The sequence below is a fragment of the Micromonospora sp. NPDC047738 genome, assembly GCF_040642675.1.
Classification (GTDB): domain Bacteria; phylum Actinomycetota; class Actinomycetes; order Mycobacteriales; family Micromonosporaceae; genus Micromonospora.
In genome coordinates this window covers 1-20,760 of the sequence record NZ_JBEYSO010000057.1, presented here as the reverse complement: position 1 = coordinate 20,760, position 20,760 = coordinate 1, and the positions used below count along the sequence as shown (strand labels likewise).

Here is a 20,760-nt window from a genome sequence, read left to right as displayed (position 1 = left end):
CCAGTCGGAGGGACCGGTCGAAGACCGGCCCCACCCGGCCCCGCACCTCACGCCCCGCGCCCAGGCGACGCAGGGCACCCTCCCCCACCCGGCCCCACAGCCGAGCGGGCAAGCGTCCGGAGGGACACGCACCAACGGACCGGAAGCTGCCCCGCGCAGCCCACCGACACCAGAGCGTGACCACGACCAGCACACCCACCACCACCGGCCACCGGCCACGAGGAGCCGCACTCGGCGCAGGATTCCACCTCCACGCCCACGCGACCCCACCACGATGGGAAACGATCCCGGAAACCCCATCCGACTCAGGATCGCTAAGCTGATCAGGGACGCTGGTGCCGGACCTCGTACTGGAATCCTACGAGGAACACCACGTCGCGGACGTGCTGGGCTTTGAGCTGAGCATGATGAGCCCCGACGACGACATTTCGAGGCCAAGACGACGGTCCTTATCGAGGCGGTCACCCACCACATCGAGGAAGAAGAAAAGGAGTGGTTCCCGAAGGTGCGGGACGCTGTTCCGCCCCAGCAGTTGCAGGATCTCGGCGCCCGGCTGGCCGCGATGAAGAACAAGGCACCGCGGAAACCGACGGCGCCGCGCGCCCTGAAAAAGGCCATGGACGCCGTGCGGGCCTGAGCCGGCGCTGACCAGGCGATCGCCGTCGGGACGCCGCGGCGCGTCGGCGTTCACGCCAGGCCAAGTCGGCTGCTGCGACGGGGCGGACCGCTCATGCGGGTCCGCCCCGCAGTGCCGTTTCATGATCAGGTGGAGGGAGGCGGATGGAGGCTCCGCCGTCACCGAAGGTGCCCCGGCCGCTGATGTATCACCGGTGGAGCTGGATAACGTTCATCCACTGGCGCTGCCCACCCTCGATGCTGCAGCCGTTGCTGCCGCCCGGGCTGGCGGTGGATACCTTCGACGGATCGGCCTGGGTCGGCTTGACACCGTTCCTCATGCAGGGAGTGCGGACTCCAGCACTACCAGCCGTACCGTGGTTGTCGAGCTTTCCGGAGACCAACGTCCGGACCTACGCCCAGGACCGGCAAGGCCGGCGGGGAATCTGGTTCCTGTCGCTGGACGCGGCCCGCTTGCCCGCGGTCCTCGCGGCCCGAGTCGGCTACCGGTTGCCCTACTACTGGTCGGACATGGCGGTACGGGTGAGCGGCACGCGGGTCGCCTACCGCTGTGCGCGTCGCCAGCCCGGCCCTCGACGGCTGCGATGTGACGCCGACGTGCGGCTGGGCCCACCGCTGCGCGAGGTGGAGCGCGACGAGCTCGCCCACTTCCTGACCGCCCGGTACCGACTGTTCACCGTCATCGCCGGAGGGCTTGCCGCCGCCGAGGTGGAACACCCGGAGTGGCCGCTGCGCCGGGTCGAGTTGCTCCGGCTGGACCAGGACCTGCTGACCGGGGCGAAACTGCCCGCGCCGGCCGGCGAACCGATCCTCCACGCGTCTCTCGGCGTTCCCGTACGCGTGGGCAGGTGGCATCGCTAATCGCCGCTCATCCGCCCTCAACCACCACCGCCTTCTGCGGCCAGAGAGGCGGTGGGCGTCTACTCGTCGAGGGCTTGCTGGAGCACCGGGTCGGGAGCTGAGGACACCGCGGGCGGGCGTGCGGTCACCAGGTCGTAGGCCACCTTCCACGCCGCCGGTACCTCGCGTGCGGCGTTCTTCGCCAGAGTCACTCGCCGGCAGCCGTCACAGCGGGCGGCGACTCCGCTCGCGTCGATGCCGAGGCGCCGGCACAGCGCCACCGCGCGGGGCAGGTGCAGTGACTGGCTGACGAGCAGCGCCCGGCGTACGCCGTAGACGTCATGGGCGCGCTTGCAGGTGTCGTAGCTGTCGAGACCGTACGGATCGCCGACGATGTGCTCGGCGGGCACGCCTGCGGCGACAAGGTACGCCGTCATCGCGGCGATCTCGTCGCCGGAGGCGCCGACGCGGTCGCCGGAAACGAGCACGACGTTCGCCTTGCCGTCCTTGACCAGTTGGGTCGCCACGTCCAGCCGCCCCTTCAGGAACGGCATGGGCTGGGTGCCTCCCGGTGCCAGTTGCGCGCCGAACACGATCACGACCGGCGCCTCGGGCGCCTCGTCGTACGGGTGCAGATGGCCGGCGGAGTTCGCCCGGACCCAGAGCGCCGGCGCAGCGAGGAGCAGGACCAGCCCGGCCCCGACGACGAGGGCCCGCTGGACGAGTCGACGTCGCCGACGGACCGGCCGAGGGCTGGAGTGTCCGGGCGGCTCGGCGGGGCGCGGACCGCCAGCATCGCCGGGTGGGAGCGACGCGGAAGGGTCTGGCGTGACGGTCATTGCCCGATGGTAGGCACCAGCTCAAGCGGAAACGGTCCTGGACGCGTCTTGGCGGCGGGTTGAGCAGCAGTCAAGCGGTCGAGCGCTGGCGTCCCCAGGCGGCCAGCGGCTCGAGTGCGTCGTTGAGGCGCGTGCCGTCCTCGGTCAGCGAGTACTCGACGCGGGGCGGTACCTCGTCGTAGGAGACGCGGTGCACGACGCCGTCCGCTTCCATCTCGCGCAGGTGAGAGGCCAGCACCTTCTCGGTGATCCCCGGAAGCAGTCGACGCAGCTCGCCGAAGCGACGGTAGGGGTGCTCGTGGAGCGCCCAGAGGATCAGCACCTTCCACTTGCCGCCGATCACCTCCATCGCGGTGTCGATCCCGCAGGCGTGTCCATCTGGTGCGCCCGGCCGGTTCAACGTCGCCATGCCCCCACCCTCTGACGTGCTCGCAAACCCCAGGGTAACCACCCACTCCGAAGTGCGTACTTGATCACCTACGGGCCTACGACCAGCCTGATCGGCATGGCACAGAACACTGCTGAGAAGACCTCCGTCACGCTGCTGGGGCTCGGCGCGATGGGCACCGCGCTGGCCCGTACCTGGCTCGCCGCCGGCCACCCGCTCACCGTCTGGAACCGCACCCCGGCCCGTGCCGCGGCGCTCGGCGCCGAGGGTGCGAGGGTCGCGGACAGCGCCGCTGAGGCGGTCGCGGCGAACACCCTGGTCGTCGTTTGTCTGCTGGACGACGCCTCGGTCGACGAGGTGCTGGCTGGCACCGACCTGGCCGACCGGGACCTGGTCAACCTGACCACCAGCACCCCTGCCCAGGCGCGCGCCCGAGCCGAGTGGGCCCGCGAGCGCGGCGCCCGCTACCTGGACGGCGGGATCATGGCGGTTCCTCCGATGATCGGCATCCCGGAAGCCGGCGGCTACGTCTTCTACAGCGGCTCGCAGGAGCTGTTCGAGCGCCACCAGGAGACCCTGGGCGTCCCGGCCGGCACCACCTACGTCGGCAGGGATCCAGGCTTCGCGGCGCTGCACGACGTGGCCCTGCTCAGCGCCATGTACGGGATGTTCGCCGGGGTCGCGCACGCCTTCGCCCTGATCCGCAAGGAGGACATCGACCCGGCGTCGCTCGCCCCGCTGCTCGCGGACTGGCTCATCGCCATGGCCCCGGCAGTTCACCAGACCGCCGAACAGCTGCGCAGCGGCGACTACACCAAGGGCGTGGTCTCCAACCTCGCCATGCAGGTGGCCGGCACGCCGACCTTCCTGAGCACTGCCGAACAGCAGGGCGTCAGCCCGGAACTGCTCAGCCCGTACTTCGAGCTGATGCGTCGCCGACTGGCCGAGGGCAGCGGCGAGGAGGACCTGACCGGCGTGATCGACCTGCTGCTGCATTGACCGGCCGCTTGCCGCCCCAGCGGCGATCATGCTGGGGCGTCAGGCAGTGCTGGATGGCTGGATGGTGCCGCCAGCCCTCGCGCCGGCCTTGTTGATCGTTGCCATCGCTACGGTTGGCTCGTCCACCGGGGCCACCCGGACGCGGACCGAGCCGGCGGCGCCGGCGTGGCCGGTCCCGGGCGGAGCAGCCGTCACGGGCCCGCCCGCGACCCCCTGAGCTCTCGTCGGCTCGGCGGCGAGACGCTCGAGCGCGCGGGCAAGTTGTTGCCGGCCGTCGTCAAGGTGCCGGGCCACCGCCCGGATCTGCGCGATCATTGTCTCGCCGCCGGTCGGCATCACCTTTCGTGCCGCGTCGTCGCGCTCGACTCCAGCGCCGCGGCGGTTGTGCATCGCCCGCCGCGCCTCCTGCGCAGCGCCGCCGCCCGCCGCTCGTACGGAGTTGTCGTACTGCGCACGGGCGTACTCGGCGACCCGATGTGCGTACTCGTGGGCCTGGGCCATGATCTGCTCGGCCTCCCGTTGGGCCTCGGACAGCAGGTTGACCTCGTTGGCTCGGGGCAAGTCCGCGGCCGCGCCGGCGCTCGGGATCACCCCGTGGCGGTGCAGCTCAAGCTGGCCGGCGAGCCGCTCGTTCTCAGCCCGCAACCGTGCGATCTCGGTAGCAAGCAGGTCAAGCTCGTCGGCGGCCTGGATGCGGAAACGGTCGACCTCGTCCGAGTCGTAGCCCCGACGGGCGAGCGACGGGGTGTTGAACTGCCAGCGCCTCACCCGGTCGGCGGTTGTCCGCACCGCCGGCGGAGCGGGGACCTGAGTTCCGTCGCCAGTTCTGATCGGGGTCTCGCTCATCGGTCACCTCCGGGACCCTCAACTTCTGCCTGCCACTGCTGTCCGGGTGGCATGCCCGGGCGGCTACGGAAGCTGGCCGCCCGGGCATGGCCGGAAGCGGGACTACTTGCCGGTCAGGGCGACCAGCGCGCTGGCGGTGCGGAAGTAGGGGTTGCGGCCGAGGTCGCCGATCGTGACAATGCCGAGCGCCTCCTTGAGCAGCTTGGCACCACCGTCGCTGACTCCGGCAAGGGCGGACACCGGGGCGTCGACCAGCTCGGTGACGCTCCTGTCCTGGTAGGCCTTGTCGACCAGCTTGGTGAGGTCGGCGGTGACGGGCATGAGAACTCCTTCGCTACGCAGCCTGGCATTTCCGGCTACTCGGTCGAACCTGAAGGAATTAGATCATCATTCGCACCGCGCGGTCCACAAGGGACCGCGCAACGTCACTGCCGCCTTCCTCGTTGCCGAACGGGTGGTCGATCTCGTCGGCGAGGTCGCCAGTGTCCGCATCGGATGGCATTGGCCGGAGAACATAGCAAAACGGCCCGGAGCCCCAGGCCAGCTCCCCGCCTCATCGTCCAAGCCAGGGGCGGTCGCTGGCATTGCGACTGCATTGCGAGGTACCGTGGTTTGCGATGCAGTCGTATTGCAAAGAAGGTGGTCCCATGCGTGTGATCCCGCTGTCCGAGGCGTCCGCCGACATGATCGATCTGGTCGGCGGCAAGGCGGCCGGCCTGGGCGAGTTGATCCGCGGGGGCGAGCGTGTGCCGCCGGGGTTCTGCGTCACCACCGAGGCGTACCAGTCGGGCGTCATCCCGCAGGCGGAGATTGTCGACGCGTACGAGCGGCTCGGTGCGGGCCCGGTGGCGGTGCGGTCCAGCGCGACGGCCGAGGACCTGCCGGACGCAAGCTTCGCCGGACAGCAGGACAGCGTCCTCAACGTCACCGGCGCCGCTGAACTGATAGCTGCGATCGCGAAGTGCTGGGGCTCGCTGCACAACGCCCGCGCGGTCGCCTACCGCGACGCCCACCACATCGATCACGACGCGGTCCGGATGGCCGTCGTCGTGCAACGGATGGTCGCCGCCGAGGTGTCGGGGGTGCTGTTCACGGCGAACGCACTGACCGGCTGCCGCACGGAGATGATGGTCGACGCCGCGCCGGGTCCCGGCACGGCGGTGGTGGACGGCCAAGCTGTCGTCGACCACTACCTCCTCAGCGGGTCGGGCCAGATTGGCACCGGTTGCCTGGCAAGGGCCCAACTGGCCGAGCTGCGGGCCGTCGGCGAGCGCCTCCAGCGGCACTTCGGCTGCCCGCAGGACGTGGAGTGGGTGATCGACGAGGACGGGACGATGTGGCTGCTGCAGTCGCGGCCAATCACCACACTCTTCCCCCTCCCTCCGGACACCGACAAACCCCTTCCTCGCGTCTACCTGGAGTTCGGCCACGTCCAGGGCATGCTCCAGCCCGTCACGCCGATGGGCATGTCCACGCTGAAGTCGCTGGTCGCGGCGATGCTCGCCGCGCTCGGCATCAGGGCCGAGATCGTCGACATCGGTGGGCGGCTCTACGGCGACCTGACCGACCTGGCGCGCAGCAGATCCGCCCGCAAACGGCTGGTCAAGCTCATGGCGGTCGACTTCGGACCGCGCGCCCAGGCGGTCATGCAGCAGGTCCTGGCGGACCCGCGGTTCGCTCCCGACAAGGACCGTCCGGAGCGCCGACGCGGGTCGAACGGGGCGTCCCTGTGGGCGGCCGTGCGGCTGATGGTCGGGGTCGTGCGGGCGCTGGCCCGACCCGACGCGGCGCGGACGCGGATGTTCGACGCCGTCGAACAGCTGAAACTCCGGTCGGCTGCGCCCGACGGCCTGCGTACCGCCGCGGAACGGCTGCGCTTCGTGCGGGCCCAGGAGGCGGCGAGCAGCCCAGCTGACATCGTCTCCCCCATCGTGGCCGGCATGCTCGCGGCCGCGCTGCCGGCTCACCTGCTCAAGGGCGTCGTTCGCGAGGAAGAGATCCACGCCGTACTGGGTGGGATGCCCTACAACGTCACCATCGAAATGGATCTCGCGCTGTGGCGGCTCACCCAGCGCGCCGGCGACCACCGACAGTTGCTGCTGCACACGCCGCCCGACGAGTTGGCCGCGCGGTACCGGCAGGGGACGCTCCCGGACATCGGGCTGGCGGCGTTCCTGGACACCTACGGCCACCGCGGCGTCGCCGAGGTCGACCTCGGAGTGCCGCGGTGGAACGAAGACCCCGCGCCGATCTTCACCATGATCGCCAACTACCTACGGGTCACCGATCCGGAACAGGCACCCGACCGGCGCTTCGCACGTGCGGCCGCCACCGCGGAAGCCACCCTCCACGAGCTCGGTGCCCGGGCCCGCCGCCGCAGGCCGGTGCGGGGGCGTCTCGCCGGGTTCCTGCTGCGCCGTGCCCGGGCGTTGGCCGGACTGCGGGAGGCGGGCAAGTTCGCCGGCCTGTACCGGCTGCAGGAGATGCGGCGGCAACTGCTCTCCGTGGGCGTTGACCTGACCGGCAGCGGACTGCTCGATCAGCCCGGCGACATCATGTTCCTGTCCCTCGACGAGGTGCACGACGCCGTGCACCAGAACGTCGACCACCGGCGAACGGTCGCCTCCCGCAGAGCGGTCCACCAGCGGGAGTCGCGCCGCCGGGCCGTACCGGTGGCGCTGCTGTCGGACGGCACCGACCTGGAGGCGATCCTGCCGGCGCCGGCCACCGCGGATGGCGCGCTGACGGGCGTAGGGGCGGCAGCGGGCCGGGCGACCGGCCCCGCCCGGGTCGTCCACGACCCGGCCACCGCCCACATCGAACCCGGCGACGTCCTGGTCACCGCCACCACTGACCCGGGATGGACCCCACTGTTCCTCACCGCCGGAGCGCTGGTCACCGAAACCGGTGCGGTCATGGCCCACGGCCCCACCGTGGCCCGGGAGTACGGCATCCCCGCCGTCATCTGTGTCCCGGACGCGACCCGGAAAATCTCCACAGGTCAGATCATCACCGTGGACGCCGCAGCCGGAACCGTGACGATCCACTGACCGGTGCCGGTGAAGACTGCCCCGACCAGGCCGAATTCCGGGTCGTTGGCGAGTCCGAGCGCGTTGCCCCGAAGCACGACCGGGGGACATGCCTCGCGGGCAGTCCAGCCGGCGAGGCCTGTCGTCACGCGATCAGTTCCACAGCTGGAAAAGATCGCTGCCGGAGCAGGCCCACTGGAAGATGTTCCCGTTCTGGCCGGCGGTCGATGCGTCGGCGTCCAGGCAGGTCCCGGTGCCGACGTTGTGCAGTCCGGCGTTGGCGTCGCCGTTGGTGTTGAGCTGCCCGCTGCCCGAGAACCACCACCGCTGGTAGGGATCGCCGGTGGTGTTGCAGGCCCACTGGGTGATCGCCCCGCCGTTGCGGATGTCGGACGAGATGGCGTCCAGGCAGGTGCCGGTGCCGACGTTCTGGAGCACCGGGTTGTAGTTGTTCGCGCCGACCACCACGCGCCACTGCTGGTAGCTGTCGCTGCTGTTGCAGGGCCACTGGGCGATCCGCCCGCCGTTGCGGACGTCGGACGAGATGGCGTCCAGGCAGGTACCGGCGCCCCGGCTCTTCAGCTGGAACGAGAACCCGGTGATGGCGTCGCGCGCAGTGTTCAGGTAGTTCCGCCATGCTCCGTTGTTGTAGGTCGACCACGGGGTCCAGTTGCTGCCGTGGTTGGAGATGTTCCACGCCGCGTTGGCGTTGCACTGAACCTGGTAGGCGCAGGCGTCACTGACCTCGGGGTGCCAATAGTTGTTGATCTGCCACAAGCCCCGGTCGATCGAGCCGGGGTTCTGGCCCGTCGCCGACGGGTTGCAGCTCGACTCGGCCATGGCGACCGCCACAGCGACCACGATCTGCCGGACGTTGCCCGCAGACGTGCTGACGTTCGCGGTGTACGAGAAGCCGGCCTTGGCGGCCACCTTGGCACAGACCGTGGCGGCGGCAGAGGCCGCCGCGGCCATCGTGCCCGTGGGCACACCGACCCCCGCGTTCAGCGATGCCGGCACCGGTCGGGCGGTGCCGTCGGCCGAGGCCGGGGCCGGGGCCGCACCTGGCGGAACCATCAACACAGCGGCCAGGGTCACGGCCAACAGTCGCACGGGTCGAATCCGGCCGGCGCTCCGCCGCCACGGGAATCTTCTGCTTACGGGATCGGATCGCACGCATGCCTCCCAAGGACGACGGTTTATCCACCAGGGACCTGCACTGCCCGCTTCGCACTCCTGAACCGAGCAACCACCCCCCCGACCATGATAGATCGGAGTGCGTCGATGTAGCTATGGCGCGACGGGGTAAGTTCAGGGGTTACGAGACGTGGCAGGGCGGATAGCTAACCGACGAGGCTTCGTACTCCTGAACGGAACATCCCGGCTGGATCGTGAAGATTCTTGATCTCACTGAGCCGACCGGCGTCCGCGCTGGACCAGGGACCGTAGGGACCGTCGGCGGCCTCCAAGGATCCCCGGAAGTTGGCCAAGGCGAGGCCGGGAGCGACGAACGGCTCAAGCGCGTCGAGGACGCTGCCTACGACGGCCGGCACGACCTGCTCGAGCCCGGGCAGCAGCGGTCCGAGTCCCAGCAGCGAGAAGGCCCCGCCGCGGCCGCTCACGGCGTTGGGCACCGCCGCTTGCCGGGCCAGCGCGCCGCCGAGGAGTCGCAGCTCCACCATCGCGAGCGGCACCTCCACGTGGGGGCCGGCCACCGCGATCAGCGCGTCCACCGCCTCGGCCGGCAGATGCCGCAACACGACCCCGGCGTGATGTTCCGGCATCGGGTCAGTGGGGTCGGAGTGGATGGCGTCGACGCCGACGTACGGCATCTCCGCCACCGAGTCGATCAACGCCGGTGCCACCGCCCGCATCGGAGCGAGCATGCGCTCACCTTCCTCGACGCCGCCGAGGTGCGCTATCCGCAGATGGACCACGAACTGCCCGCGTAGCGGCTCGGGCAGCTGCGGCAGGTCGGGCAGGCGCAGCAGGGCGACGGACGTGGTCGTCTGCTCGGACAGGGTCGGGGCCCAGGTCCGGAAGGCGTGCAGTACGTCCGCCGTGGCGCTCGCCGGGTAGAAGATGCCACCGCCGTAGAGGCTGCGGACCGGTACCAGATCGAATTCGATCGCGGTCACCACGCCGAAGCCGATGCGGCCGGCTCCACGCAGGGCCCAGAACAGATCCGGCTCATTCGCCGCGTCGGCCCGCCGGAGCATTCCATCCGCGGTCACCAGCTCGACCGCCCGAACGTGGTCGGCGGCGAATCCGAAGGTGCGGGCCATGACCGGGACACCGCCGCCGAGTGTGTAACCGACCACGCCCACGCCGGAGGACGACCCGTTGAGCGGGGCCAGGCCGTGCTCGGCCGCCGTCTCGATCACGCTCTGCCACCGTACGCCGGCGCCCACTCTGGCCCGCCGGGCGACCGGGTCGACCCGAACCTCGTCGAGTCGCCGCGTGGTGATCAAGATGCCGCCGTCAGTGGCTGCCAGCTGGCCGTGGCCGGTCGACTGCACGGCCACCGCCAGTCCCTGCTCGGCGGCCCAACCTACCGCCGCCGCCACATCACCGGCGTCGGTGGCTCCCACCACGACGTCCGGCCGGTGGACGATGGCCGCGTTGAACCCGGCGATCTCAGTAGTGAAGCCGTCGTCGCCGGGCTGTAGCACGGGTCCGCGGACCCGCCGGGCCAAGGCGACGGTGTCGACCGTACGCACCGGTTGACTCCTCATGGGCAGGGCGCCCACAGGCCGGGCGCCGGATGACCTGACGGTGTCAGCCAGCGCTTGGGTCGGACTTGGCCCACGCATGGACTGGCGTTCAAGCGGGATCCAAGCGACGTGCGGAGACGGAAATGTCGGTACGGGCCGACGCGGCCGAGGTCAGGCAGTGAGCCGCACCGATTGGCTGAGGCTCGCCTGGATGAGGTGCGCCACGCCCAGCCGCCGATGTGCGGCGAGCGCGGCGTGCGCATGCACGCCCGCATGTTCGGTTCGGCCCAGCCGGTGCGCGAGCTCGGCGAGCGCGTAGTGGTTCGAGCCCCACGTGGCGCCGCCGGAGCCGACGCCGACGAACCGGTCGGCGAACGGGGAGAGGATCTCGTAGAGGCGAGCCGGATCCGGTACGCCGAGCCGAGCGGCGACCAGAGCCCACTGGTACGTCACGATGTCCCAGGACCAGTCGCCGCGGATCGTCCAGCCCCATTTCTCCAGCAGCTTCCCGGCGAGCGCCTCGTCGCCCGATTCGCAGGCGGCCAGCACCGCGGTGGGGCGCAGCAGGATCAGCTCCGGCTCATCGGCCCGAGTGACCAGCTCGTCGAGTAGCTCACCCGGCCGGCCCTGGAAGCGGCGGCTGGTGTAGAGCAGGACCAACCTCATCCACTTCCCGCCCCACATGCTGGTCCGCCGCTGCTCGGCGAAGGCGTCCTCGACCAAGCGTTCAGCCTCGGCCCAGCGCCCGTCCAGGATGGCCCGCCCGCCGGCGGCGTAGGTGATCTGACCAGCGAGCTCGGGCAGGCGGATCTCCGTCAACAGGTGACGGCAGCGCGCCAGGTCGCGGTCGTACCCGGCGAGGTCGCCGGTGGACATCAGCAAGATCATGCGATGCAGCCTGGCTACGATCTCCACCCGTCGAGGCAGCGGGCCGAGCTCGAGCATCTCGTTCACGACGGCCAACCGTCGGTCGTCGCGGTCCGGGACCCTGGCGGCGGCTACCGCGTAGTTGCTGAGGGTACGCGCCCGCAGTTCCACGTCGCCCCACCGGCGGGCAAGCTCGACCGCCTCCTCGGCGAACCGCTCCCCCTCGTCGCGTCGGTCACCGTAGAACAGCTCAACTCCGAGCGTGCCGAGCAGCGCCGCACGACGCACGTGGTCGGTCGGGTCAAGCCGGGCGAGTTGGTCCTCCAGGATCGCCACCATGCGCTCGTCCACCTGCCCGTAAGTCCGCCAGTTCCAGAGCGTCACACCGCCGAAGACCGTGGCCGCATCGATCACCAGCGAGTCGTCACCGAGCCTGGTGCCGAGCGCGACCGCCTCGTTCAACGCGACGCGCGCGCCGACCACATCACCGGCGAGTCGCCTGGCCTTGCCCAGCTGCACCAACAGCTCGCATCGGCAGCTGACCGCGTCCGCGCCCGTAGGGTCGAGCGCGGCCAGGGCGACGGTGAGGAACTCCACCGCCTCGTCATAGGCGAGCTGCGCCTCGGCCAACTCCGCGGCACGCCGGGCGTAACTGACTGCCTTCGCCGAGGCCCCGATCCGGGCGGCGGCGGCGAAGTGGTGGGCGAGCAGCCCGATCGTGGCGAGATCCTCGGCTCGGTGCAGGCCCTCAAGCGCCTCGCCGACCCGCCGGTGCACGCGCGCCCGCTGCAACCGGCTCAGCTCCGCGTAGAGAGCGTCGCGGACCAGGGAGTGGGCGAACCGGTAGTTCCAGCCGTCGGGCACCTCGACCAGCAGGCCGCTCGCGACAGCCGGTTCGAGCAGGCTCAGCACCCGTTCGTAGTCCAGACCGGCGGCATTCTCCAACAGCACCGTGTCGACATCGCGTCCGATGACGGCGGCAGCTCGCAGCAGGGCCTGGGTTTCCTCGGGCATCCGGGCGATCCGCCGGCCGATGACGTCGCGTATGCTCTCCGGCACCGCGGACTCCGCGATCACCTCCTGGTTGGTCCAGCCGCCGGGGTGCTCGCTCGCCAGCAGCCGCAGCAGCTCCCGGAGATAGAACGGGTTCCCGCCGGTCCGCTCGTGCAGCGCGGCGACGACGGCGACGTCGGGCTCCACCGCGCCCGACCGGAGGTAGTCACGCACGTCGGCCGCGGAGAACGGCGGCAGGGTCACCCGCTCCACGCCCCGTTCGTTCGCCAGCGCGCCGAGCATCTCGCGCAGCGGTTGGTCATGATCGCCCGGCTCAGCGCGCATCGTGGCGAGCACCAGTATCGGCAGCCGGCTCAGTCCGCCGGCGAGATGGGTCAGCAGCCGCAGCGAGGCGGCGTCCGCGAGGTGCACATCGTCGATGACCAAGAGCGTCGGCTGCCGCTCCGCCACCGTACGCAGCAGCTCGCCGACAGCCTCATAGAGGTGAAACCGTGCCGCGTCCGGGTCACCTGCCGGCTCCCGCGACTCCGCGACCCCGGTCAGCGCGGCGAGAAGGCGCTCCTGCTCGGGGCTCGGCGGCACCTCGCGCATCAGTTGGATCCACGGCCAGAATGCGGGAGTGGCGCTCCCCTCCACGCACCGGCTCCAGGCGACCGCCATCCCCGCCGCCGTCGCTCGCTCGACCACGCGTTCGGTGAGAAAGGTCTTGCCGACGCCGGCTCCGCCAGCGACGAAGAGCAGCCCGCCCCGGCGCCGGGTCGCGGCCGTGAGGCGGTCGTCGATCGACTCGAGCTGCGGGCCGCGGCCCACCATCGTCGCGGCCGCAGCCGGCTCCGGCGTGGGCACGACGCCCGGTCCATCGGTCGGCCGTGCATCGGCTGCCCCAGCGCCCAGCAGCGGCTCGGAGCGCAGCGCGGGAGGTGCGGCCGGGGTCGCCGCGGGCGTGTCCGCGCGGGGAGTGAGCGCCAGCGCGGGATCCTGCCGCAGGATCGCCCGCTCGAGCGCCTGCAGCTGTGGGCCCGGCGGCAGCCCCAGCTGCTCGTCCAGCATCGCGCGCGCCTCGCGGTACGCCTCCAGTGCTTCGGCCTGGCGGCCGTCCCGGTACAGCGCCACCATGAGCTGGGCCCACGACCGCTCCCGGAACGGGTCCTGCCGCAGCAGCGCCCGGGCCTGCGCGGCTGCCTGCGCGTTCCGCCCCAGGCCGAGTCGGGCTTCGGTGAGATCCTCGGTGGCGTCCTGGCACAGCGCGGTCAGCCGGGTGACCACCGGCATCGCGAAGGCTTCGTCCGCGAACTCGAGCAACGGCTCGCCGCGCCACTGCTCCAGCGCGACGGCCAGCAGCCGTTCCGCTTCCCCGGGCAGGTCCGCGGCGAGCGCGGCCCGACCGGCCTCGACCTGCGTTTCGAACCGCACCGCGTCCACCTGATCCGGCCGCACCGCGAGCAGATAGCCCGGCTCCCGGGTGAGGAGCACGGCGGGCGCGGCGCGTGGCGAACGGCCCGGCTCCAGGATGCGCCGCAGCTGCGAGATGTACGCCTGCAGCGTGCCGGTGGCGCTCGACGGCGCCTCATCCGCCCACAGGCCCGCGATGATGCGGTCCAGCGATACGACCCGTCCCGCCTCCAGCGTCAGCAACGCGAGCACGGCGCGTTGCTTCCGAGTGCCGAGGCGCAGCTCACCGCCGCACGGGCCGGTGACCGTCAGCGGGCCGAGTACGCGAAAGTCCAGCGCCGCCGCCCAGGGAGCAGCGGGCTCTGCCACGCCCATCCCGCCTCCCCTCTCAGAGCTCGCGCACCCACCACCCGGCCTCCGGGTCATCCTCGCTGGCCGCAAGACCGGCTGGGAATACGGCGGTCGGCTCTACCTGGCAGACCACAAATCCAGCGCCGGCGAGGAGCGCGCGCACCGCTGGCTGGTCGGCGCCCAGGTGAACCCACAGGCGCTGCGCCCCCTCGGCCTGCAGCACCCTGGAGAGCTCGGCGAGCAGGCGCCGGCCAAGCCCACGCCGCCGGAACGGCACCGAAACCGCAAACCGTCCGAGCCACGCCGTCGGATCATTCGGTTGGTGATGGACGACGCACGCGGCGAGCGGCGCCACGGAGGGATCGCTGGAGACGTCCGAGAGGGTGGCGACGCGGAACCCGACCGCCGGCACTTCCGACGCGGGGTCCGACTCGTGCAGCATCCGCAGCGCGGCGGCAGCCTGCTCCGGCCGCACCATGCGCAGGAGCAGCGTGCTGGGCGTGGGGACCTCGTACTGTGCCATGTCGGCACCGTGGCATCCGCGACTTGGACGCGGCTAGTGCGTGTTTCAGAAGTGTCGTAGGTGGCGGGCATGCTGTGGGGTTGTGGGGAGGTTTACCGCGTTCCGGTTCACGGTCGATCCGTCGCCGTCGCAGGTGGTGGTGTTGGCCCGTCATGCGGGGGCGGCTCGGTTCGCGACCATGGCACCCCGCTGGTACCCGTCCACCAAAATGTGCAGCGCCTGCCGCACCATCGGCCCCGCCCCACCCCTGTCCATACGCATCTTCCGCTGCGACGAATGCGGGCACACGGCAGACCGGGACGTCAACGCGGCGGTCAACCTCGCCGTCTGGGCCGAACAACACCACGCCCAGACCCGGGACCCCGAAGCACGAGGCCCGGTCATCAACGCCTCCCGAGGGGACGGCTCTGGCCGGCGCCCACGCGCCGGTGAAACCAGCCCCGATGACGGAGGAACCCCGCCGCCACGAACATCCGTGACGGCAGGGACGCCCGAGAAGGGCGGTGTCTCATGACCCAACGGACTAATGAGACACGCTGTAGGAGGACAACCGTTCGCGCCCGTGCGGCGGCGCCCCGGGCCTGACGATCACACTCGGCGCACCGGCTGCCGCCGTCGGCGACGACTGACACGGCGGCGTCCCATCGGACGGCGAACGGGCCGAACAGCCGAGCCCTGCCGGGCCCGAGGTGAGACGCAGCTGACACGCCGACGCGACATCTGGTGTTGCCCAGGCACCCGCACGGCCATATATGGTGTCTGGCGCAGCTGGTTCGGCCGCCTCTCACGGGACGGCCGAGGCAAGAGGGAACCCGGTGGAAATCCGGGACTGCCCCGCAGCGGTGAGTGGGAACGACCGCCGTCATCAGCACTGGGCCACCGATGGCCTGGGAAGCGACGGCCAGTAGGCGACCGGTTCCGCCGGTTGTGCCCACGAGTCCGAAGACCTGCCAGCGCGTCGCACGCCCCGCACGGGCGTGTGACGGTCCGAGGCCGCGCGGGACGGCCGACGCCCACGGGACACCGCCGATGCCGGCGCGTGTCCCTCGGTGTCTGCACCCCGCGCGCCGAGGCCCATCCGGTCTCGAGCTCGCGAGGAGTGAGTAGTGACAGGCACCAAGGTCCACCCGACCACCGACGGGCTACCAGGCGATATCGCCCTGCCCGGGCAGCGGCGCGTGCAGATGCACGTCCGCAAGCGCAACGGTGACCTCGAACCCGTCGATGTCAACCGGATCGTCCGGGCGGTCGAACGGTGGAGCGCCGACCTCACCGACATCGACCCGCTGCGGGTGGCGACCCGCACCATCAGCGGTTTGTACGACGGGGCGAGCACGGACGAGTTGGACCGGCTGTCCATCCAGACCGCGGCCGAGCTGATCGGCGAGGAGCCGCAGTACTCGCGGCTCGCCGCCCGTCTGCTCGCCGGATACGTCGACAAGGAGGTACGCGGGCAGGACATCGGCTCGTTCAGCCAGGGGATCCGGCGCGGCCACGTCGAAGGGCTGATCGGTGACGACACCGCCGCCTTCGTCGCCGCCCACGCCCGCATCCTCGACGAGGCGGTCGACCCGACGGGCGACCTGCGGTTCGAGTATTTCGGGCTGCGCACCGTCTACGACCGGTACCTGCTGCGGCACCCGACCAGCCGGCTGGTGCTGGAGACGCCGCAGTACTGGCTGCTGCGGGTGGCGTGCGGCCTGTCGCACACGCCGGACGAGGCGATCGGGTTCTACCGGCTGATGTCCAGCCTGGCGTATCTGCCGAGTTCGCCGACGTTGTTCAACTCCGGCACCCGGCACACCCAGATGTCGTCCTGCTACCTGGTGGACTCGCCCCGCGACGAGCTGGACTCCATCTACCAGCGGTACGCGCAGGTGGCCAACCTGTCCAAGTTCGCCGGCGGCATCGGCATCGCGTTCTCCCGGGTCCGCTCCCGCGGGGCGCTGATCCGGGGCACGAACGGACGGTCCAACGGCATCGTGCCGTGGCTGCGGACCCTGGACGCCAGTGTCGCCGCGGTGAACCAGGGCGGCCGGCGCAAGGGTGCCGCCTGCGTCTATCTGGAGCCGTGGCACCCGGACATCGAGGAGTTTCTGCAGCTGCGGGACAACACCGGCGAGGACGCCCGGCGTACGCACAACCTGAACCTGGCGAACTGGATCCCGGACGAGTTCATGCGCCGCGTGGAGGCGGACGGGATGTGGTCGCTGTTCGACCCGGACGAGGTGCCGGAGCTGCCGGACCTGTGGGGTGTGGAGTTCGACGCCGCGTATCGGGCGGCGGAGGCGCAGGGCCGCTGGGTGCGGCAGGTGCCGGCCCGGGAGCTGTACGGGCGGATGATGCGCACCCTCGCGCAGACCGGCAACGGGTGGATGACGTTCAAGGACGCCGCCAACCGGCTCTGCAACCAGACCGCGGAGCCCGGCAACGTGGTGCACCTGTCGAACCTTTGCACCGAGATCATCGAGGTCTCCAGCGACGCCGAGACCGCGGTGTGCAACCTGGGCTCGGTGAATCTCGCCGCCCACCTCACCGGCGACGGCATCGACTGGGAACGGTTGCGCGCCACCGTACGTACCGCGGTGACGTTCCTCGACCGGGTGATCGACATCAACTACTACCCCACCCCGCAGGCGGCGGCGAGCAACCCCCGCTGGCGGCCGGTCGGCCTCGGCATGATGGGCCTGCAGGACGTGTTCTTCGCGCTGCGGCTGCCGTTCGACTCCCCCGCCGCCCGGGAGCTGTCCACCCGGATCAGCGAAGAGCTCTACCTGACCGCCCTGGAGACCTCCGCCGACCTCGCGGAACGGCACGGCCCGCACCCCGCCTTCGCGCAGACCCGGGCGGCACGCGGGCAGCTGCAACCGGACCTGTGGGGCGTCACCGGCAGCCAGACCGCGCGCTGGGACGCCCTGCGGGACCGGGTGGCCGCGCACGGGCTGCGCAACTCACTGCTGGTCGCGATCGCCCCGACCGCCACCATCGCCTCGATCGCCGGCTGCTACGAGTGCATCGAGCCGCAGGTGTCCAACCTGTTCAAACGCGAGACCCTGTCCGGGGAGTTCCTCCAGGTCAACACTGCCCTGGTCGCCGAGCTCAAGGCTCGCGGGCTGTGGACCGAGCAGATCCGGACGGCGATCAAACGTGCCGACGGGTCGGTCCAGGATGTCGCGGAGCTGCCCGCGGAGGTGCGGGAGCTGTTCCGCACCGCGTGGGAGCTGCCGCAACGAGCGCTGATCGACCTAGCCGCCGCCCGCGCACCCTTCATCGACCAGTCCCAGTCGCTGAACCTGTTCCTGGCCACGCCGACCATCGGCAAACTCTCCTCGATGTACCTGTACGCCTGGAAGAGCGGGTTGAAGACGACCTACTACCTGCGGTCCCGACCGGCCACCCGCATCCAGCAGGCCACCGTGTCCGCCGTCGTTCCACCGGTGAGCCTCGATGCGGAGGCGCTGGCCTGCTCGCTGGAGAACCCCGAGGCGTGCGAGGCCTGCCAGTGACCACCCCGACCGACACCACCACGGAGACCACACCGATGCTGCTCGACCCCGGGATGGATCTGAACCTCCGCCCGATGCGCTACCCGCACTTCTTCGACCGCTTCCGCGACGCCATCCGCAACACCTGGACGGTCGAGGAGGTCGACCTGCACGCCGACCTGACCGACCTCGACCGGCTCTCCCCCGCCGAGCGGCACCTGGTCAGCCGGCTCGTCGCGTTCTTCGCCACCGGCGACACGATCGTCGCCAACAACCTCGTGCTGAACCTCTACCAGCACGTCAACAGCCCGGAAGGCCGCCTCTACCTGTCCCGGCAACTGTTCGAGGAGGCGGTGCACGTCCAGTTCTACCTCAACCTCCTCGACACCTACGTACCCGACGAGACCGAACGGACCGCCGCGTTCGCCGCCATCGAGAACATCCCGTCGATCCGGCGCAAGGCCGAGTTCTGCTTCCGGTGGATCGATTCCCTGCAGGACCTACGCGAGCTACGGAGCAAGCAGGACCGGAGGGCGTTCCTGCTCAACCTGATCTGCTTCGCCGCCTGCATCGAGGGCCTGTTCTTCTACGGCGCGTTCGCCTACGTCTACTTCCTGCGCTCCCGCGGCCTGCTGCACGGCCTCGCCTCCGGCACCAACTGGGTGTTCCGCGACGAGTCGATGCACATGGCGTTCGCCTTCGACGTGGTCGACACGGTCCGCCGAGAGGAGCCAGACCTGTTCGATGACGACCTCGCCGACCAGGTCCGGCAGATGCTCGCCGAGGCCGTCGACTGCGAGGCGCAGTTCGCCGAGGACCTGCTCGGCCAGGGCGTGCCCGGCCTGACCCTGGCGGACATGCGCCAGTACCTCCAGCACGTCGCTGACCGGCGGCTCACCCAGCTCGGCATCGCGCCGGTGTACGGGTCGACCAACCCGTTCGCCTTCATGGAGTTGCAGGATGTGCAGGAGCTGTCCAACTTCTTCGAGCGCCGGGTGTCGGCCTATCAGGTCGGGGTGAGCGGGGCGGTCACCTTCGACGACGACTTCTGAGCCAACACCCGCCCCCCCCGGGGCGGCGGCACAGCCGCCCCGGGGGTGATGGTCAGAGGCATCCGCCGGCCCCGCGCCTGGCGGGATGCCAGCCGAACTCTGGGCCCGATCAGTCCCGGCACAGCGGCACGTCGGGCTCCACGACGGTCCGGTTGACGATGTCCTTCTTGATGAAGTCGGCCTCCTGGGGAATGCCGACCCCCAACACCTGCTCGATCGCCTGACCAACGGCTCCGACAGGCTCACCAACTTGATTAGGAATCGTTAGTGATCGTAGATTGATCGTGTGGAATTTCTTCGGCTCTCAAAGGTCGTGAAGCGTCTGGGTGTGTTCACCTGGTGACGCTTGGTCTTTGGGTTGGATCGGGGAGGATTCCGGTGACGTGGGTCGACCGTGAGCGCCGGTTCTCGTGGATTGGTGTCGAGGCGGCGAGCCGGTGAGTGGGAGGCTGCCGCTGGCCGACGGCGAGGTTGCCCGGACCGCGGGCGTCCGCACTCTGGTGCGTGGGGGTGTGGACGAGGAGACCGGTGAGGTGCTGTCTCAGCCGGTGCTTGCGCAGCGGGTCGGTTGGTGTGCCGATCTGGTGGCCGGCATGGTGGGCGCCCTGATCGGTGAGCATTGGAACACTGCGGATGTGCAGGTGTTGACCTCCGGGCAGGACGCGGGCGGCCGGAAACTTCCGTCGCACGCGTGGATGGCGCTGCGGCGCCTAGGGTGGACCATCACCGCCCCGGAGGGTGTGAAGGTCAATGACCGGGTCGTGCGGATGGTCCAGGAGCAGGCCGGGCGTGCTCTTCGCTCGGCGGGGTGGCGTACCGATGTAACCGCCGGGGTCCTGGCGACCTGGCCGGCCGATCCACGCAAGCGCACCCCCGTCGAGTGGGAGCAGGTTCGGGCGTCGATCCCTGGCGGGGAGCATCTGCCGTCTGCCGTCATCAAGGGCCGGACCCGGCAGGCCGTCGCGTTCCTCAACGCCAACGGCCGGCTGCCGGTGGACGTGTTCGAACTCGAAGGCACGCCGAAGATCCCGCGGATGCTGCTGCTGGCCGCGTGTGATCGGCAGCAGGCCACCCTCGAACGCAGCGACACCGACCCGGGCAGAGCGCTACTGCGGCTGCAGTTGCCCTCACGACCGGATCCGCGAGCGTACGGGGGACTGGACGTGGGTTGCCTGTCCGATAATCCTGCCGCCCACGGTCCCTGCGGGTGCGGTGCTGCACCTGCCCACTGTCCGTGTCATGGGTGGCAGGGTGCGCGCCGATGTGGCATTCACCCACGCCGTACCGAAAACCCGCCGCGCCGGTCACGCGGTGGCGCTCGGTGTGGACTGGGGCCTGAACACCCTGATGTCCGCCGGAGCCCTCCGACTCCAGGAGGACGGCCGGATCACGGCGTTGGGGGCTGGGGCTCAGTTCCGGGCCGCCGGGGTCCTCGCGAAGCAGCACCGGCTGCGCCGTCACGGTGAGCGGCTGCACGCCAAGGCCGAGCAGTACCAGCGGCTTATCGGCGATGCCGAGCGGCATCAACTCGTCGGTAAGCATGCGGTGCTCCGCGACGAGATCCGCCACGTGTCTGAGCGCCGCGCAAACCTGAACGCTGCGCTTGCCTGGGCCGCCGCCCGCTGGACGGTGGATCAGGCGATCGCCGCCGGGGCGAGCGTGATCTATGTGGAAGACCTGCGGTCGATGGAATCCAAGGGCATGGGCGCCACCCTGAACACGCGCCTGTCCCAGCAGGTGCGCGGGCAGATCGTCGACCGGATGCGGCACGTCGCCGCCGAGGCGGGT

16 protein-coding genes and 1 riboswitch are annotated in these 20,760 nt (G+C 70.5%); of the genes, 8 read left to right on the top strand and 8 right to left on the bottom strand.

The features are described from left to right. Nucleotides 1-505: 505 nt before the first annotated feature. Both ABZ783_RS36420 and ABZ783_RS36415 read left to right on the top strand, forming a co-directional pair. Nucleotides 506-637, top strand: coding sequence for a hypothetical protein (locus ABZ783_RS36420; RefSeq protein WP_357447428.1), 132 nt, complete (start codon nt 506-508; stop codon nt 635-637). 143 nt (nt 638-780) lie between these two features. After that, nucleotides 781-1,497 carry a DUF2071 domain-containing protein gene (locus tag ABZ783_RS36415; protein ID WP_357447425.1) on the top strand — a complete coding sequence of 239 codons (717 nt, stop codon included), beginning with the start codon at nt 781-783 and terminating at the stop codon, nt 1,495-1,497. A 59-nt stretch (nt 1,498-1,556) separates the two neighbouring features. Here the strand turns inward: ABZ783_RS36415 and ABZ783_RS36410 are convergent, their stop codons facing one another. Further along, on the bottom strand, nt 1,557-2,315 hold the full coding sequence (locus ABZ783_RS36410; RefSeq protein WP_357447422.1) for an ElyC/SanA/YdcF family protein: 759 nt from the start codon (nt 2,313-2,315) through the stop codon (nt 1,557-1,559). A gap of 70 nt (nt 2,316-2,385) precedes the next feature. Next, complete coding sequence (locus ABZ783_RS36405; RefSeq protein ID WP_357447419.1) at nt 2,386-2,724, bottom strand: helix-turn-helix domain-containing protein; 339 nt, start codon at nt 2,722-2,724, stop codon at nt 2,386-2,388. Nucleotides 2,725-2,820: 96 nt separating this feature from the next. Between ABZ783_RS36405 and ABZ783_RS36400 the strand changes: the two genes are divergently transcribed. After that, the gene (locus ABZ783_RS36400; RefSeq protein WP_357447416.1) at nt 2,821-3,702 is read left to right on the top strand and encodes an NAD(P)-binding domain-containing protein; all 882 of its coding nucleotides are present in this window, start codon (nt 2,821-2,823) and stop codon (nt 3,700-3,702) included. A 39-nt stretch (nt 3,703-3,741) separates the two neighbouring features. Here ABZ783_RS36400 and ABZ783_RS36395 read toward each other — a convergent pair whose 3' ends face one another. Continuing rightward, complete coding sequence (locus tag ABZ783_RS36395; RefSeq protein ID WP_357447413.1) at nt 3,742-4,548, bottom strand: DivIVA domain-containing protein; 807 nt, start codon at nt 4,546-4,548, stop codon at nt 3,742-3,744. Nucleotides 4,549-4,650: 102 nt separating this feature from the next. Continuing rightward, nucleotides 4,651-4,869 carry a hypothetical protein gene (locus ABZ783_RS36390; protein ID WP_357447410.1) on the bottom strand — a complete coding sequence of 73 codons (219 nt, stop codon included), beginning with the start codon at nt 4,867-4,869 and terminating at the stop codon, nt 4,651-4,653. A 326-nt stretch (nt 4,870-5,195) separates the two neighbouring features. Here ABZ783_RS36390 and ABZ783_RS36385 point away from each other — a divergent pair, with 326 nt between their 5' ends. Further along, on the top strand, nt 5,196-7,598 hold the full coding sequence (locus tag ABZ783_RS36385) for a PEP/pyruvate-binding domain-containing protein (protein ID WP_357447407.1): 2,403 nt from the start codon (nt 5,196-5,198) through the stop codon (nt 7,596-7,598). A 132-nt stretch (nt 7,599-7,730) separates the two neighbouring features. Here the strand turns inward: ABZ783_RS36385 and ABZ783_RS36380 are convergent, their stop codons facing one another. From ABZ783_RS36380 to ABZ783_RS36365, 4 genes are all read right to left on the bottom strand, one after another. Further along, nucleotides 7,731-8,687, bottom strand: a complete 957-nt coding sequence (locus tag ABZ783_RS36380; protein WP_357447404.1) for an RICIN domain-containing protein — start codon at nt 8,685-8,687, stop codon at nt 7,731-7,733. A gap of 230 nt (nt 8,688-8,917) precedes the next feature. After that, nucleotides 8,918-10,294 carry an FAD-binding oxidoreductase gene (locus tag ABZ783_RS36375; RefSeq protein ID WP_357447401.1) on the bottom strand — a complete coding sequence of 459 codons (1,377 nt, stop codon included), beginning with the start codon at nt 10,292-10,294 and terminating at the stop codon, nt 8,918-8,920. Between the two features lie 165 nt (nt 10,295-10,459). Beyond that, the gene (locus tag ABZ783_RS36370) at nt 10,460-13,936 is read right to left on the bottom strand and encodes a BREX system ATP-binding domain-containing protein (RefSeq protein ID WP_357447398.1); all 3,477 of its coding nucleotides are present in this window, start codon (nt 13,934-13,936) and stop codon (nt 10,460-10,462) included. 13 nt (nt 13,937-13,949) lie between these two features. Then, nucleotides 13,950-14,435: a GNAT family N-acetyltransferase gene (locus ABZ783_RS36365; protein WP_357447395.1), complete on the bottom strand. Its 486-nt coding sequence runs from the start codon at nt 14,433-14,435 to the stop codon at nt 13,950-13,952. A gap of 178 nt (nt 14,436-14,613) precedes the next feature. Between ABZ783_RS36365 and ABZ783_RS36360 the strand changes: the two genes are divergently transcribed. The 4 genes from ABZ783_RS36360 to ABZ783_RS36345 all read left to right on the top strand — a co-directional run. After that, a complete protein-coding gene (locus ABZ783_RS36360; protein ID WP_357447437.1) occupies nt 14,614-14,949 on the top strand; it encodes a transposase in 336 nt (111 codons plus the stop codon). A gap of 238 nt (nt 14,950-15,187) precedes the next feature. Next, nucleotides 15,188-15,405, top strand: a riboswitch (cobalamin riboswitch). A 214-nt stretch (nt 15,406-15,619) separates the two neighbouring features. Next, entirely contained in the window at nt 15,620-17,941 is a 2,322-nt protein-coding gene (locus ABZ783_RS36355; RefSeq protein WP_357447434.1) for a ribonucleoside-diphosphate reductase subunit alpha, read from the top strand. 35 nt (nt 17,942-17,976) lie between these two features. Next, nucleotides 17,977-18,972 (top strand): ribonucleotide-diphosphate reductase subunit beta, encoded by a 996-nt coding sequence (locus ABZ783_RS36350; protein ID WP_357447431.1) that lies wholly within the window; start codon nt 17,977-17,979, stop codon nt 18,970-18,972. Nucleotides 18,973-20,223: 1,251 nt separating this feature from the next. Then, the coding region (locus ABZ783_RS36345; RefSeq protein ID WP_357447391.1) for a hypothetical protein at nt 20,224-20,760 on the top strand (537 nt) is incomplete at its 3' end.